Consider the following 14,733-nt stretch of genomic DNA (forward strand, 5'->3'; position numbering starts at 1 on the left):
TTGCCGGCGCGCACCCGCGCGGGCCATCTTCCGCCCATGTCCTGGCGCATCGGCATCGACCTCGGCGGCACCAAGATCGAGGTGGCGGCCCTCGACCCCGCGGGCGCGCCCCGCCTGCGCCGCCGCGTCGCGACGCCGCGCGGCTATCCCGCCGCGATCGAGGCCATCGCCCGCCTGGTGGAAGGTGCGGAAGCCGAGATCGGCGCCCCCGCCACGGTCGGCATCGGCATCCCCGGCAGCGAGAACCCCGTGACGCGCCGGGTGCGCGGCGCCAATTCCACCTTCCTGAACGGACAGCCGCTCGGCGCCGACCTCGAGGCGCGGCTCGGCCGCCCCGTGCGCCTGTCCAACGACGCGAACTGCCTGGCGCTGTCGGAATTCGCCGACGGCGCCTCGGGCTTCGCCGTCATCCTCGGCACCGGGGTCGGCGGCGGGCTCGTGGTGAACGGCCGCATCGTGGAGGGGCGCAACCGTGTGGCCGGCGAATGGGGCCACAACCCCCTGCCCTGGATGACGGCGGAGGAACATCCGGGCCCGCGCTGCTGGTGCGGCCAGCGCGGCTGCATCGAGGCCTTCCTCTGCGGCCCCGCCCTTGCGGCCGATGCGGATGGTCCCGGCGCGCGCGACGCCAGCCCCCTGCCCGCCCGCGCCGCGGCCGGGGATGCGGCCGCGCGGGCGGCGCTGGACCGCCATGCGGACCGCCTGGCGCGGGCGCTGGCGGCGGTGGTGAACCTGGTGGACCCGGATGCCATCGTGCTCGGCGGCGGCCTGTCCAACATGGACCACCTGTACGAGGCGCTGCCGCGGCTGATCCCGCGCCACGTCTTCTCCGACGCGTGTTCCACCCCGGTGCTGCGCGCGCGGCACGGGGACAGTTCCGGCGTGCTCGGCGCCGCGCGGCTCTGGCCGTGATCCTCGGCGCGGGGGCGTTGTGGTTCGCGGTGATGTTCGGGCTCGGCTTCCTGCTCGGCCCGGTCCGCATCCTGCTGCTGGAACCGCGGCTCGGCCCCACCCTGGCGGTGCTGGTGGAGGCGGTGCCGATGACGGCCGCGATGGTGCTGCTGGCCCCCTGGGTCGCGCGGCTGTTCGGCGTGCCGCCCGCCCCGGGCCCGCGGCTGCTGATGGGCGCGGTCGGGCTGGTGCTGCTGGTGCTGGCGGAGACGCTGCTGGGCATGCTGCTGTTCGGGCGCGGCCCCGGCTTCTGGCTGGAACGGCCGCGCAGCCCCGACGGGCGCATCTATCTCGGCCTGCTGGCGCTGTTCTTCCTGATGCCCCTGCTGCGCCGCGGCGCGCGCTGAGATGCCCGCGCTGTGCCGCGACTGCGACCGGATCGAGGACGCGCCCTTCCCGCGCTGCCCCGCCTGCGGATCGCGCCGCGTCGCGGCGCATCCCGAACTGCTGGCGCTGACGGTGGCGCATGTGGATTGCGACGCCTTCTTCGCCAGCGTCGAGAAGCGCGACCGGCCGGAGCTGCTGACGAAGCCCGTCATCGTCGGCGGCGGGCGGCGCGGCGTCGTCTCGGCGGCCTGCTACATCGCCCGCACCCGCGGCGTGCGCAGCGCCATGCCGATGTTCAAGGCGCTCGCGCTCTGCCCCGATGCGGTGGTGATCAAGCCGGAGATGGCGAAATACGCCGCCGCCGCGCGGCAGGTGCGCGCGCTGATGGAGGCGCTGACGCCCCTGGTGCAGCCGCTGTCGATCGACGAGGCCGTGCTCGACCTGGCGGGGACCGAGGCGCTGCACCGCGCCCCGCCCGCCGTGGTGCTGGCCCGCTTCGCCCGCGCGGTGGAGCGCGAGGTCGGCATCACCGTCTCCATCGGCCTCGCGCCCAACCGCCTGCTGGCGAAGCTGACGGCGGAACGCGACAAGCCCCGCGGCTTCGCCGTGACCGGGGCCGAGGCCGCGCAATGGCTGGCCGACCAGCCCGTCACCGTGCTGCCCGGCATCGGCCCGGCGCTGGCGCGGAAGCTGCACGCCGCCGGCTTCACGCGCCTCGGCCAGCTTGCCGCGCTGGAGGCGCGGGAGGCCGCGCGCCGCTTCGGCGAGGACGGCCCCGCCCTGGCCGCCCGCGCCCGCGGGGAGGACACGCGCCGCGTCAGCCCCGAGCGCGAGACGAAGAGCATCTCCGCCGAGACCACCTTCGACGCCGACCTCCGCACCCTGCCCGACCTTGAGGTGCCGCTGTGGCACCTGTGCGAGAAGCTGGCGCGCCGCCTGCGGGAGAAGGGCTTCGCCGCCGCTGGCGTGGTGCTGAAGCTGAAGACCGCGGGCTTCGAGACCCGCACCCGCACCGCCCGCCTCGCCCGCCCCACTTCCCTGCCCGAGACCCTGTTCCGCGCCGCCCGGCCGATGCTGGCGAAGGAGGCGACCGGCCCCGCCTTCCGCCTCATCGGCATCGGCGCCCAACCGCTCGCCCCCGGCACGGATGCCGACCTTCCGGACCTGGCGGACCCCGATGCGGGGCGGCGCGCGGCGAAGTGGGAAGCGGTGGAGAAGCTGCGGGCGCGCTTCGGCGCGGCGGCGGTGGTGGCCGGGCGGGGGTTGGCGCGGAAGGGGTGATGCGGCGGGGGCGGGAACCCGGCCGCTGCCGCTCCGCGCTCAGCGCCGGGCGCGGCGGCCCGCCAGGCGCTTGGGCTTGGTCTTGGTCTTGGGCTTCGTCCCGGGCCGGGTTGCTGGCAGGGCGACGACCACGGGCCGGGGCGCGGGGATGCCCTCCATGCCCTCATAGCGTTGCAGCGTCGCGCCGGCGGCGAGGTGCGGATAGGCCTGCGCGCCCTTCGCCCATGTCCTGGAGAAGGCCGCGACTTCGGCGTGGTCCTGCCTGCGGATGGTCTCGACGAGGAAGGACGCCGCCTGCGCCGGTCGAAGCCGCTGCCGGCGCAGCAGGTCGAGGTGCCATTCGCGGGCGCGCAGGGGACACCAGTCCACCAAGGCTTCCTGCAGGGCCTTGCGTACCTCGGCCGGAAGTTCCTCATAGGCGCGGTAGGGATCGCCCTTGAGCCTGCTGTAGGGCCGGGTGGCCATGCTGTTGTCCATGCCCGCCTTCTACCGACGGGCAGCCGCCGGGGAAACCGTGGCGCGGGATGCCGGGTGCCCGGCACCTGCGCCACCTTCCCGCCCGGAACCCCGCCCCTCCCGCGCACGCTCCCGCCGCGCAGGAGGACAGCATGCCGGACCCCGCCCCCGTCGCCCTCGTCACCGGCGCCGCCCATGGCATCGGCCTTGCCATCGCGCGGCGCCTCGCCCGTGACGGCTGGCGCGTCGTCGCGGCGGACCGCGCGGCGCCGCCGCGCGACCTGACGGCGCGCCCCGTCGCGGCCGATGTGGCGGAGGAGGCGCAGGTCCGGGCGCTGGTCGCGGGCGTCGCGGCGCGGGAAGGGCGGCTCGACGCCCTCGTCTCCAATGCCGGCATCATGGCCCGCAAGCCGCTCCGCGACCTGGCGCTGGCCGAATGGTCCTCCGTCCTCGCCACCAACCTCACCGCCACCTTCCTGCTGGCGCGGGAGGCGGAGGCGATGCTGCGCGCGGCGCGCGGCGCCATCGTCACCATCGCCTCCACCCGCGCCCGGCAGTCGGAACGGCACACCGAAAGCTATGCCGCCTCCAAGGGCGGCCTCGTCGCGCTGACCCATGCGCTGGCGGTCAGCCTCGGCCCCGATGTGCGGGCCAACTGCGTCAGCCCCGGCTGGATCGACGTGGCAGGGGAGCCCCTGCGGCCGGAGGACCACGCCCAGCACCCCGCCGGCCGCGTCGGCCGGCCGGAGGACATCGCCGCCCTCGTCGCCTGGCTCGTCGGGCCGGAGAGCGGCTTCGTCACCGGCGCGGAGTTCGTGAGCGACGGCGGGATGACGCGGAAGATGATCTACGCGGAATAGGCCGCCGCGCTACGCCCCTTCCCGCAGCATCCGGATGATGCCGGAGAAATCGGTGCCGCCGCCGCCCGCCGCCACGAAGTCGCGGTACAGCGCCAGCGCCTGCGCGCCCATCGGCGTCGCCGCGCCGGTCGCCGCCGCCGCCTCCGCCGCAAGGCCCAGGTCCTTCAGCATCAGCCCCGCCGCGAAGCCCGGCGCGTAGTCCCGGTTCGCGGGGCTGCCGGGCACCGGGCCGGGGACGGGGCAGTATGTCGTCAGGCTCCAGGACTGGCCGGAGGATTTCGAGGCCACCTCGAACAGCGCCTGATGCGACAGGCCGAGCTTCTCGGCCAGCACGAAGGCCTCGCAGGTCGCGATCATCGTCGCGGCCAGGATCATGTTGTTGCAGGCCTTGGCCGCCTGCCCCGCCCCCGCCCTGCCGCAATGGATCGCGGCGCGGCCCATCTGCCGCAGCACCGGCTCGGCGCGGGCGAAGGCCGCCTCCTCGCCGCCCACCATGAAGGTCAGCGTCGCGCCTTCCGCCCCCATGACGCCGCCTGAGACGGGGGCGTCCAGGAAGGCGCGGCCGCTGCCCGCGGCCACCTCCCGCGCGGTGGCGACATCGATGGTGGAGCAGTCGACCAGCACGGCCTCGGCCGCGCTCGCCGCCGCCATGCCGCCGGCGCCGAGCCAGGCGTCGCGCACCTGCGCCCCGGCGGGCAGCATGGTCAGCACGAATTCCGCCCCCCGCGCGGCTTCCGCCGCGCTGGCGGCCGGGCGCGCGCCGGCGCAGCGCGCCACCAGCTCCGGCACGATGTCGAAGACCGCCACCTCGTGCCCGGCCTTCACCAGGTTGCGGGCCATCGGCCCGCCCATGTTGCCGAGCCCGACGAAGCCGATCCGTGCCATGGCGCCATCCTCCTGCCGCGGGATCATCCAATCGGAGGAGGTGCGACGCGGCAAGGGCGGGGCCATGCGGAGATCGCGGGTGGCGCGGGGCGGCGGCCTCCCCTATGGGACGGGCGCCATGCGTGCCGCTCCCACCCTCCTCCTGCCGCTCCTCCTGCTGGCCTGCGGCCCGCGCTATTCGCCCGATGCCTACGCCACGCGCGCGGTGCAGCAGATGAACCGCGTCGACCAGGGCACCGTCATCGGCCGCCGCGACGTCACCGTGCAGGCCGAGGGCGCGACCGGCGCGGCCACCGGCGGCGCGGCGGGCGGCATCATCGGGTCCCAGGCACCGGGCGGGAACATGGCGGGCGCCATCGGCGCGGTGGGCGGGGCGCTGGTGGGCGGCCTGTTCGGCTCGGCGGCGGAGCGCGTGGCGGGCGACACCACCGCCTCCGAATACATCGTGCGGATGGCGAACAACGACCTCGTCTCGGTGACGCAGCGGGACCGGACCCCGCTCGAGATCGGGGCGCGGGTGCTGGTGATCGGCGGCACCCAGGCGCGGATCGTGCCGGACTACACCGCGCCCGTCCCGGCCGGCACCGCGCCCGCGCCGGCCGCCACGGTGCCCGCGCCGGCCGATACCGCGCCGGACGCGCCGCCCCCGGCCGCCGCGCCGCCGGCCCCGGCCTCCGAAGCCGCCCCGGCGCCGTAGCAGCGCCGCCCTGGCATGGCGCTTGCGCCAGGCCGGGGCCATGCGCCCCCTTCTCCTCCTGCTCCTGCTCCTCCTCGCCGCCCCGGCGCTGGCCGAGCCCGGCCGGCTGTGCCGCGCCGCCATCCAGGCGGCGGAGCGGGAGGCCGGGATCCCCGCGCAGCTGCTGATGGCCATCGGCCGCGTCGAATCCGGCCGGCGCGACCCGGACAGCGGCGCCGTCCACCCCTGGCCCTGGACCATCAACGCCGAGGGTCGCGGGCAATACTTTCCCACCCGGGCGGCAGCCATCGCCGAGGTGCAGGCACTTCAGGCCCGGGGGGTGCGGTCCATCGACGTGGGCTGCATGCAGGTGAACCTGCGCCACCACCCGGCCGCCTTCGCCAGCCTGGAGGACGCCTTCGACCCGCTCACCAATGCCCGCTACGCGGCGCGCTTCCTGTCCGAGCTGCAGGCCGCCCGCAACGACTGGGCGCGCGCCGCCAGCGCCTACCACTCCGCGACGCCGGACCTCGCCGAACCCTACCGCGCCCGCGTCATGGCCGCCTGGGCGGAGGAACAGCAGCGGCCGCACCCGCCCCTGCCGCCGCCCCTGCCGCCGCCCCTGCCGCGCACCGCGCTGGCCGCGGCGCCGGGCGGCGGTGGGGGTTTCCTGTCCAACGGGGCGGACCGCGCGGCCGCCCTGCCCGCGACCGGCGGCCCGACGGGGCGGGGGCTCGACGCCTATCGCAGCCTGCCGGTGCCGATCGCGGCGCGCTCCACCCTCGGGACGCTCGCCGCGCTGGGCCGCCGTTAGCCCGACGACAACCTTCAGGTGCGACCACGGCACCGAACGACCGCCAAGACCGCGTGGAGCCGCCCATGTCCCTTCGCACCCGCATCCTTCTGCCCCTGCTGCTGCTGGGGGCCGTGCTGATCGGCCTGGTGGCGCGGCAGGGCCTCGACGCCTGGGAGGGCCTGTCGGCCGCCGCGGCGCAGGGCCGCGCCGAGGCGATCGTCACTCGCCTGCTGGAAGCCGAGGTCGCCTTCGCGCTGGAACGCGGGACCACCAACGGCCTGCTCGCCGCCCCCGGCGCCGCCACCCCCGCCGCGCGGCAGGCCGCGCTGGCCGCCCGGCGGGAGGGGGAGGCGGCGCTGGACGCCGCGCTCGGCGCGCTGGCCGCGGACCCGGCGCTGCTGCGCGATGCCGGCGTCGTGCGGATGCGGGAGGCGGTGGCCGGCCTCCGCGCCGCCACCGCCGCCCTGCGCGCCGCCTTCGATGCCGGGGCGGCGCCGCCCGCCCCGCCCGCCTGGTTCGCCGCCGCCACGGCGCAGATCGACGGCGCGGCGGCGCTGCGGCTCGCCATCGACGTCGCGCTGCGCGGCAGCGGGGAGGATGCGGCGAAGCTCGCGGAGCTTCGCGCCGCCCTGGCGGAAGTGGCCGAGCAGGGCGGGCGGGAACGCGGCCTGACCAACGGCATCCTCGCCGCCGGCCGAGCGCCGACGCCCGCCGAGTGGCGCAGCCTCGGCGGCTTCGCCGCGCGCGGCGATCTCGGGCTGGCACGCGCCGCCGCGCTGGCCGCCACCCTGCCGGCCGAGGTGGCAGGGCCCGTGCGGGCGGCCGAGGCCGCCTGGCGCGAGGGGGTCGCGGCACCGCGCCGCGCGCTGCAGGCCGCGGCGGAAGCCGGCGCGCCCTATCCGATGGCGCCCGCCGAATGGTTCGCCGCCACCACCCGCGCGATCGGGGCGGTGATCGCCGCGGAACGCGCCGCGAGCCACGCGCTGGCCGCCGCGGGCGCGGCGCGGGAAGCGGCGCACCGGCGCGCGCTGCTGCTGGCCGGGCTCGGCCTGCTGGCGGCCGCGGCGGTGGTGGCCGGGGCGGTGCTGCTGGTCGGCCGCCGCGTGATCCTGCCGCTGAAGCGCGCCGTCACCGCGTTGCAGCGCGTGGCCCAGGGCGGGCTGGAGGAGCCGATCCCGCAGCGCGCCGGCCGCCGTGCGGACGAGGTGGACGCGCTGCTGGCCGCCGCCGAGGGCTTCCGCCTTGCCGCGCGCGCCGCGCGGGAAGCCGATGCCGCCGCCGCCGCGGCCCGTCTCACGGCGGAGAACGAGCGCGCGGCCGCGCTGCGGGCGGTGGCCGACCGCGTGGACACCGAGGTGCGCGCGGGGGTGGAGCGCGTGGTGGCGCGGATGCACGCGCTGCGCCTCGGCGCCGACGCCATCGCGGGCTCGGCCGATTCCATCGCGCGCGACGGCGGGTCGGTCGCGGCGGCGGCGGAGGAATCGCTGACGGCCGCGCAGTCGGTCTCCGCCGCGACGGTGGAGCTCTCCGCCTCGGTCGAGGAGATCTCGCGCCAGGTGCAGACCACCGCGCAGGCCGCACGCGGGGCTGCGGTGCTCGGCACGCAGGGCAGCGCCACCATCCATGGCCTGTCCGAGGCGGTCGGGCGCATCGGCGGCGCCGCCGCGCTGATCGCCGATGTCGCGTCCCGCACCAACCTCCTCGCCCTCAACGCCACCATCGAGGCGGCGCGCGCGGGCGAAGCCGGCAAGGGCTTCGCCGTGGTGGCGGGGGAGGTCAAGGAACTCGCCCAGACCACCGCCCGCGCCACCGAGGACATCGCCCGCCAGATCGCCGCCGTGACCACCGCGACGCGGGAGGCGACGGATGCGGTGGAGCGCATCGCCGGCGCGGTGGCGGAGGTGAACGCCGCCGCGGGCGCCATCGCCGGCGCGGTGGAACAGCAGGCCGCCACCACGAGGGAGATTGCCGGCGTGATCGGCCGCACCACCGGCAGCTCGCGCGAGGTGACGGAGCGCATCGCCGCGGTGGCGCGCGAGACGACGGCGGCGAGCCGGCGCATCGAGGAGGTGCGCGCCGAGACCCGCCAGGCGGAGGACGCCGTGACCGAGTTGCGCCGGACCCTGCTGTCGGCCATGCAGGACCCGGCGCGCGCGGCCTGAGGCGGCCCCGCGGGGGGGCCGCGCCGCTTCGCGATGGACATGGCCGCCGCGGGCGCCCATCTAGGCGGGATGGATTGGAACGCGGTCTTCGCCCTGGTCGGCTTCCTCGGCGCCTGCTTCGCGGCGGCGACGACAGGGGCGCTGTTCAAGCCCGGGGCCTGGTACGACCGGCTCGACCGCCCGTCCTGGCTGCCGCCGGACTGGCTGTTCCCGGTGGCGTGGTCGGTGCTCTACGTCATGATCGCCGTCGCGGCCTGGCTGGTCTGGCGCGCCGACGGCTTCGGGCCGCCGCTGTGGCTGTGGTGGCTGCAGCTGGCGCTGAACGCGGCCTGGTCGGTGCTGTTCTTCGGCATCCGCCGGCTCGGCCTCGCCTTCGCCGAGGCGGTGGCGCTCTGGGCCTCCATCCTCGGCTGCATCCTGGCCTTCGCCCCCGTCTCGCCCGCCGCAGCCTGGCTGATGGTGCCCTACCTTGCCTGGGTCAGCTTCGCCTGCGTGCTGAACTGGTCCATGTGGCGCCGCAACCCCGGGCCGCATCCGGTGATCACCGCGGCGGAGATCAAGGCGCCGCAGCGGCGCATCGCGCGCTGACCGGGCGGGCGCGACGGGTCACCGCGCCCAGTAGAGCCGTTCCGGGTTCTCCACCGTCACCCGGCGGATCAGCGCGGGGTCGTCCGTCATCTCGCCCAGCAGGTCCACCAGGTCGCCGTCATTCGGCATGTCGCCCGCGATGTTCGGATGCGGCCAGTCGGTGCCCCACAGGGTGCGGTCCGGCGCGGCGGCCAGCAGCGCCTGCGCGAAGGGCACGGCATCGCGGAAGGGCGCGCCGGCGCTGCTGACGCGTTCGGACCCGCAGATCTTCACCCAGGCCAGCGGGTTGCGCATGAGGTCCAGCAACTGACGGAAGGCCGGCTGCCCGACGCCTTCCTTCGCCTTCACCCGGCCCATGTGGTCGATCACGAAGGGGATGCGGATGGCGGAGATGACCGGCGCCAGCGGCACGATGTCCTGCGCGTCGAGGTGCAGCACCACATGCCAGCCCAGCGGCTCCACCTGCGCCAGCACGCGCTGGAAGAAGGCCATGTCCGGCATGCCGCCGAGATGCTTGACGAAGTTGAAGCGCACGCCGCGGATGCCGCCCGCGTCCAGCGCGGCAAGCTGCGCGTCCGTCACGCCGGGGTCCACCACCGCCACGCCGCGCATCGCGCCGTTGCTGCGGCGGATGCCGTCCAGCGTCACCGTCATGTCGCTGCCGTGGCAGGAGGCATGGACGATCACCGCGCGGTCCACGCCGAGCCTGCGGTGCAGCGCGACCAGCCCCTCATAGGGCGCGTCGGGCGGCGTGTAGGCGCGGTCCGGCGCATAGGGGAAGACGTCGCCCGGGCCGAAGACGTGGCAATGCGCGTCCACCGCGCCCGCGGGCAGCTTCAGGCGCGGGGTGCGGGTGTCGGGGTCCGGGCCCTTGCAGGTCGGGATCTGGCGTTCGGTCACTGTCGTTCGATTCCTGCCTTCTCGATCACCTCGGCCCAGCGCGCGGTGTCCGCCGCCAGAAGCTGGCCCATCGCCTCCGCGGTGCCGCCAAGCGGGTCGACGCCCGCCTGCGACAGCGCGCCCCGCAGGTCGCCCGCTTCCAGCGCCTGGTTAACGGCGCGGTTGACGGCCGCGATCGCCTCGGCCGGCGTGCCCGCGCGCGCCACCAGCGCGTTCCAGGACGCGACGTCGTAGTCCGGCACCCCCGCCTCGGCCAGGGTCGGCACGTCGGGCAGGGTGCGCGCCCGCCGCGCGGAGGTGACGGCCAGCACCCGCACCGCGCCGGAGGCGATCTGCCCCGAGATCGGGCCGGTGATCTCGAAGCCCGCATCAACGTCGCCGCGCAGGATGGCGGTGACGAGCTGCGGCGTCGCCGGGAAGGCGATCGTCTCGAAGCGGGTGTCCGTGCGGATCTTGAACAGCTCCGCGCTCAGGTTCTGCGTGCTGCCGGCGCTGATCGTGCCGATGTTCAGCCGGCCCGGATTGGCCCGCAGCCGCGCGAGCAGCCCGGCGATGTCGCGGTCCGGCGAATTCGGCGCGGCGATGACGGCGATGGGGAAGGCGCCCATCGAGACCACCGGCGCGAAGTCGCGCAGCGGGTCGAAGGGCAGCGTGCGGAACAGGCTGCGGCTGATCGCCGTGCCGTTGGAGGCGACGAGCAGCGTGTGCCCGTCCGCCGGCGCCGCCATCAGCGCCTGGCCCGCGACGATGCCGCCCGCGCCCGGGCGGTTGTCCACCACCACCGGCTGGCCGAGCCTCTCCGCGATGCGCGTGCCCACCGCCCGCGCGGTCAGGTCCGCGACGCCGCCGGCCGCGAAGGGCACGATCATGCGGATCGGGCGGGAGGGGAAGGCCTGCGCCCGCGCCCCGGCCAGCGCCGGGACGGCCAGCGCGGCGCCGAGCAGCGCGCGGCGATGCAGCGCGCTCATGCCGGGGCCGGCCCGGCGCCGCGGCGGGTGATGGTCGTCATTCCCTCGTTCCTCCCCTGCCTGTCCTGTCGGGCTTCAGTCCGGCCGCACGTCGGCGCGGCGGATCAGCTCGCCCCAGCGGGCGCGTTCCGCCACGATCAGGTCGCGGAACCCCTCGGGCGTGCCCGGCGCGGGGTCCGCACCTTCCGCTTCCAGCCGGGGCCGCAGCTTTTCCCCGCGCAGGATGCGCGCGCTCTCGGCGTTCAGCCGGTCCACGATCGGGCGCGGCGTGCCGGCCGGCGCGACCAGGCCGTACCACTGCGTCGCGTCGAAGCCCGCGACGCCCTGCTCGGCGATGGTCGGGATCCCGGGCTGGCTCGACAGCCGCGTGAGGGAGGAGACGCCGAGCGCGCGCACCTGCCCCGCCCGCACCGGCGGCAGCGCCGGCGGGCCGCCCGTCAGCGTCAGGTCGATGGTGCCGGCGATCAGGTCCGTCATCATCGGCGCGGTGCCGCGATAGGGGATGTGCTCCATCTCCGTCCCCGTCGCCTGGTTGAAGGCGACCATGGCGATATGCGCGGCCGAGCCGTTGCCGCCCGATCCGTAGGACAGCGCGCGGGGCTGGCGCTTCGCCAGCGCGACCAGTTCCGCGATGTTGTTCGCCGGCACCTTGCGCGGGTTCACCACCAGGATGTTCGGCACGACCGCGACCAGCACGATCGGCTGGAAGGAGGTCACGGTGTCGAAGGAGAGGTTGCGGTAGAGCGAGGGGTTCACCGCCAGCGTGCCGATATGGCCCATCATCAGCGTGTGGCCGTCCGGCGCCGCGCGGGCCACCACCTCGGACCCCACCGTGCCGCCGGCGCCGCCGCGGTTCTCCACCACGAAGGGCTGGCCGAGCACCTCCTGCAGCTCGGCCGACAGCGCGCGCGCCAGGATGTCGGTGGACCCGCCCGGGGTGAAGGGCACGATCACCCGCACCGGCCGGTCGGGCCAGCCCGCCTGCGCGCGCGCAAGGCGCGGCGCGGCGAGCAGCGCGGCGCCGAGCGCGGGCAGCGCGCGGCGGGGGATGGCGGGGTTCGTCATGCGGTGGTTCCTCCCGTCTCGTTCAGCGCGCCGTCGCGCGCCAGCTCCTCGATCTCCTCCGCCGCAAGGCCCGCCTCCGCCAGCACCGCGCGCCCGTCGGCGCCGAGCCGCGGCGCGGGCGGCAGCGGCGGCGCCATGCCGCCGGAGAGGATGTTCGGCGCGCCGATCGCCCAGGTGGGCCCCTCCGTCGGGTGCTCCTCCTCCCGCACCATGTTCGTGGCGCGCAGATGCGGGTCGGTCAGCAGGCTCTCGATCGTGTTGTAGGGCATGGCGGGGACGTCGTGCTCGGCGAAGATCGCGAGCCATTCGGCGCTGGTCCGGCCGCAGAGCGCGGTGGCGCGGATCGCGAAATACTCCTTCGTGTGCTTCGTGCGCTCCGCCACGGTGGCGAAGCGCGGGTCGGACGCCAGCTCAGGGCGGCCGATGGCGCGGAAGAAGGCATGCGCCTGCGCGTCCGTGTTGGCGGACAGCGCGATGAAGCCGTCCGCGGTCCTCAGCGGCCGCGCCTCCGGGCTCAGCACGCGCTGGTCGCCGGGGATGCCGAGCGCGGGGCGGAAGGACATGGCGCCGAGGTGTTCCTGCAGCACGAAGGCAGCCATGTTCTCGAACATCGGGATCTCGAGGCTCTCGCCCCGGCCGGTGCGTTCGCGCCGGTACAGCGCGAAGCCGATCTGCTGGGCGGCGATCAGGCCGCAGACATGGTCGGCGATCAGCATCGGCACGTAGCGCGGCTCCCCCGTGCTCGCCTCGAAGCAGCCCGCGATGCCGGAGACGCCCTGGATGACGGTGTCGTAGGCGGGCTTGCCGGCATAGGGCCCGTCGGTGCGGAAGCCGGTGATGGAGCAGTGGATCAGCCGCGGCGCAAGCTCCGCCAGCGCCGCCGCATCCACGCCGAGCCGCTTCTGCGCGTCGGGGCGGATGTTGGTCACCAGGATGTCGCAGCGTTGCGCGACGCGCCGCAGCACCGCCTTCGCGCGCGGGTGCTTCAGGTCGAGGCAGAGCGAACGCTTGCCGCGGTTGAAGTTGAGGAACTTCCCCGCCATCCCCGGCGTGCGCCCCTTGCCGCCGAGCCGGCGCAGCAGGTCGCCTTCCGGGCTTTCCAGCTTGATGACCTCCGCCCCCTGTTCGGCCAGCACCCCGGTGCAGACCGGCCCGACGACAACCGAGGAGAGGTCGAGCACGCGCAACCCGTGCAGCGGGCCGCTCATGGCGTGATCCTCGCCTCGATGCGCAGCGCCATCGCGCCGGTCTCGTCCTCGGCCCAGAGCAGGCGGCGGCCGTCGTCGTCGGGCAGCGTGCCGGCCAGGTGGAAGCCGCGGCCGCAGGTGAGTGGGCGAAGGGTGCGGATGTCGGCGGTCCGCAGCGCGGCGCCGGGCGGGGCGTGGCGCAGCGCGGCTTCCAGCAGCAGCAGGATGGTCAGCCCGCCATTCACCACCAGGCCCGGATAGCCTTCGACGCCGCGCGCATAGTCGGCGTCGTAGTGGATGCGGTGGCCGTTGAAGGTCAGCGCGGAATAGCGGAACAGCAGCACCGGGTCGGGCGAGAAGGGCTCGCGCCAGGCGGCGTCCGGCGCCGCGGCCGGGACCTCCGCCTTCGCCGCGCCCGACGGCGCCTCGCGGTAGGCGATGTCCTGCTCCTCGGTCGCGACCACGCCCGCCGGCCCCGCCACGACATGCCGGACGGTGACGAAGACCAGCCGTCCGCTGCGGCCTTCCTTCGGCGTGATCGACATGATCTCGGACCGTCGAACCAGCCGGTCGCCGATCCGCAGCGGCGCGGCATGGCGCATGCGCCGCCCGGCCAGCATCCGCCGCGGCAGCGGCACGGGCGGCAGGAAGTCGCCCTTCGCCGGATGCCCGTCCGGGCCCAGCCGCGACTGCGGCTGCGCGTCGTCGAACAGGATCGCCACCCAGTGCGGCGGCACCTCCGCCCCTCGGTTGAGCGGCGGCGGTGCGCGGTCCAGCATGGCGGCGAGGCGGCGCGCCGCCGGCGCCGTCATCTCGTCCTCGACCTCCCGCGCGCGGCCGACCCACTCATCCAGCATCAGGCGAGCTCTTCGAGCACCATCGGGAACAGCCGCTGATAGGCTTCCCCGTGCACCATCGCCTTGCCGGAATTGCGCCCGCCCTGCATGCCGCGGTTCAGCGCCACCCGTTCGTAATAGGCCCAGAGATGCTTCTGCGCGGGCAGGCACTGGAAGGCCTTGAACTTCGTCTCCCACACCTCGGTGATGTTCAGGATGACGTTCGGCACGAAGCCGCACATCTCGGGCTGGTGCGGCTCGAACAGGAAGACGGGCGGGGCGCTGTAGCTGTAGGTGGAGGACGGCTTGTGGCCCATCGCCTGCGCGATGACGCGGGCATGCTGCGCGAAGCGCGTCGCCTCGGGATGGTCCTGGTTGTACGGGTCGTTCAGCGAATGGGTCAGCACGAAGGCCGGGTTCAGCTCGCGGAACAGGTCGATGGCGCGGTCCATCATCGCGTCCGTGGTCACCAGCGGGTAGTCGCCGGCATCCATGAACTCGATCTCGGCGCCCAGCACCGCGGCCGCGGCCTCGGCCTCGCGCTTGCGGTCGGCCTTCACGGCTTCCAGCGTCGCACCTTCCTTCTTCCAGGCGAACTGGCTCTCGCCGCGCTCGCCGTAGGACAGGCAGAGGATCTTCATCCGCCAGCCGCGCTTCGCATGCAGCGCGATGGCGCCGCCGGCGCGCCAGACGAAGTCGCCCGGATGGGCGGTGATGACCAGGCCGGCCTTGGACATGCGGTTCCCCCTTCGGAATCGGGCGGCATATGCGCCCGCGCCGATGATGCGACAAATG

16 protein-coding genes are annotated in these 14,733 nt (G+C 75.4%); 8 read left to right on the forward strand and 8 right to left on the reverse strand.

All coding sequences use genetic code 11. The features are described 5' to 3' along the window. Positions 1-36: 36 nt before the first annotated feature. The 3 genes from ACK8OX_RS12665 to ACK8OX_RS12675 are packed head-to-tail and all read left to right on the forward strand — an operon-like array spanning position 37 to position 2,559. Positions 37-912, forward strand: a complete 876-nt coding sequence (locus tag ACK8OX_RS12665; RefSeq protein ID WP_430664474.1) for an ROK family protein — start codon at positions 37-39, stop codon at positions 910-912. Beyond that, complete coding sequence (locus tag ACK8OX_RS12670; RefSeq protein WP_430664476.1) at positions 909-1,298, forward strand: hypothetical protein; 390 nt, start codon at positions 909-911, stop codon at positions 1,296-1,298. The genes ACK8OX_RS12665 and ACK8OX_RS12670 overlap by 4 nt, the downstream gene beginning before the upstream one ends. Before the next feature lies 1 nt (position 1,299). Then, positions 1,300-2,559 carry a DNA polymerase IV gene (locus ACK8OX_RS12675; protein WP_430664478.1) on the forward strand — a complete coding sequence of 420 codons (1,260 nt, stop codon included), beginning with the start codon at positions 1,300-1,302 and terminating at the stop codon, positions 2,557-2,559. 39 nt (positions 2,560-2,598) lie between these two features. Here ACK8OX_RS12675 and ACK8OX_RS12680 read toward each other — a convergent pair whose 3' ends face one another. Continuing rightward, positions 2,599-3,036, reverse strand: a complete 438-nt coding sequence (locus tag ACK8OX_RS12680) for a DUF6525 family protein (protein WP_430664479.1) — start codon at positions 3,034-3,036, stop codon at positions 2,599-2,601. A gap of 131 nt (positions 3,037-3,167) precedes the next feature. Here ACK8OX_RS12680 and ACK8OX_RS12685 point away from each other — a divergent pair, with 131 nt between their 5' ends. Then, the gene (locus tag ACK8OX_RS12685; protein WP_430664480.1) at positions 3,168-3,875 is read left to right on the forward strand and encodes an SDR family oxidoreductase; all 708 of its coding nucleotides are present in this window, start codon (positions 3,168-3,170) and stop codon (positions 3,873-3,875) included. Between the two features lie 9 nt (positions 3,876-3,884). Here ACK8OX_RS12685 and mmsB read toward each other — a convergent pair whose 3' ends face one another. Next, positions 3,885-4,760, reverse strand: coding sequence for a 3-hydroxyisobutyrate dehydrogenase (mmsB, locus tag ACK8OX_RS12690; protein WP_430664481.1), 876 nt, complete (start codon positions 4,758-4,760; stop codon positions 3,885-3,887). Positions 4,761-4,878: 118 nt separating this feature from the next. Between mmsB and ACK8OX_RS12695 the strand changes: the two genes are divergently transcribed. The 4 genes from ACK8OX_RS12695 (at position 4,879) to ACK8OX_RS12710 (ending at position 8,982) form a co-directional block, all read left to right on the forward strand. After that, positions 4,879-5,457: a hypothetical protein gene (locus tag ACK8OX_RS12695; RefSeq protein WP_430664482.1), complete on the forward strand. Its 579-nt coding sequence runs from the start codon at positions 4,879-4,881 to the stop codon at positions 5,455-5,457. A 40-nt stretch (positions 5,458-5,497) separates the two neighbouring features. Then, a complete protein-coding gene (locus ACK8OX_RS12700; RefSeq protein ID WP_430664483.1) occupies positions 5,498-6,250 on the forward strand; it encodes a lytic transglycosylase domain-containing protein in 753 nt (250 codons plus the stop codon). 65 nt (positions 6,251-6,315) lie between these two features. Further along, on the forward strand, positions 6,316-8,394 hold the full coding sequence (locus tag ACK8OX_RS12705; RefSeq protein WP_430664484.1) for a methyl-accepting chemotaxis protein: 2,079 nt from the start codon (positions 6,316-6,318) through the stop codon (positions 8,392-8,394). Between the two features lie 69 nt (positions 8,395-8,463). Beyond that, entirely contained in the window at positions 8,464-8,982 is a 519-nt protein-coding gene (locus ACK8OX_RS12710; RefSeq protein ID WP_430664485.1) for a TspO/MBR family protein, read from the forward strand. An 18-nt stretch (positions 8,983-9,000) separates the two neighbouring features. On the opposite strand, the gene ACK8OX_RS12715 is transcribed toward ACK8OX_RS12710, so the two are convergent. The 6 genes from ACK8OX_RS12715 to ACK8OX_RS12740 form a co-directional block, all read right to left on the reverse strand. After that, complete coding sequence (locus ACK8OX_RS12715; protein WP_430664486.1) at positions 9,001-9,882, reverse strand: amidohydrolase family protein; 882 nt, start codon at positions 9,880-9,882, stop codon at positions 9,001-9,003. After that, the gene (locus ACK8OX_RS12720) at positions 9,879-10,850 is read right to left on the reverse strand and encodes a Bug family tripartite tricarboxylate transporter substrate binding protein (RefSeq protein ID WP_430664487.1); all 972 of its coding nucleotides are present in this window, start codon (positions 10,848-10,850) and stop codon (positions 9,879-9,881) included. The genes ACK8OX_RS12715 and ACK8OX_RS12720 overlap by 4 nt, the downstream gene beginning before the upstream one ends. Before the next feature lie 75 nt (positions 10,851-10,925). Then, on the reverse strand, positions 10,926-11,915 hold the full coding sequence (locus tag ACK8OX_RS12725; protein ID WP_430664488.1) for a Bug family tripartite tricarboxylate transporter substrate binding protein: 990 nt from the start codon (positions 11,913-11,915) through the stop codon (positions 10,926-10,928). Then, on the reverse strand, positions 11,912-13,123 hold the full coding sequence (locus tag ACK8OX_RS12730; protein ID WP_430664489.1) for a CaiB/BaiF CoA transferase family protein: 1,212 nt from the start codon (positions 13,121-13,123) through the stop codon (positions 11,912-11,914). The genes ACK8OX_RS12725 and ACK8OX_RS12730 overlap by 4 nt, the downstream gene beginning before the upstream one ends. Then, positions 13,120-13,959, reverse strand: coding sequence for an FAS1-like dehydratase domain-containing protein (locus tag ACK8OX_RS12735; RefSeq protein WP_430664490.1), 840 nt, complete (start codon positions 13,957-13,959; stop codon positions 13,120-13,122). Before ACK8OX_RS12735 ends, ACK8OX_RS12730 begins: the two co-directional genes overlap by 4 nt. Continuing rightward, positions 13,959-14,675, reverse strand: a complete 717-nt coding sequence (locus ACK8OX_RS12740) for a PIG-L deacetylase family protein (RefSeq protein ID WP_430664491.1) — start codon at positions 14,673-14,675, stop codon at positions 13,959-13,961. The genes ACK8OX_RS12735 and ACK8OX_RS12740 overlap by 1 nt, the downstream gene beginning before the upstream one ends. Between the last annotated feature and the right edge of the window lie 58 nt (positions 14,676-14,733).

Origin of the sequence: Falsiroseomonas sp. CW058, assembly GCF_050563535.1 — a bacterium.
Lineage (GTDB): Bacteria > Pseudomonadota > Alphaproteobacteria > Acetobacterales > Acetobacteraceae > Falsiroseomonas.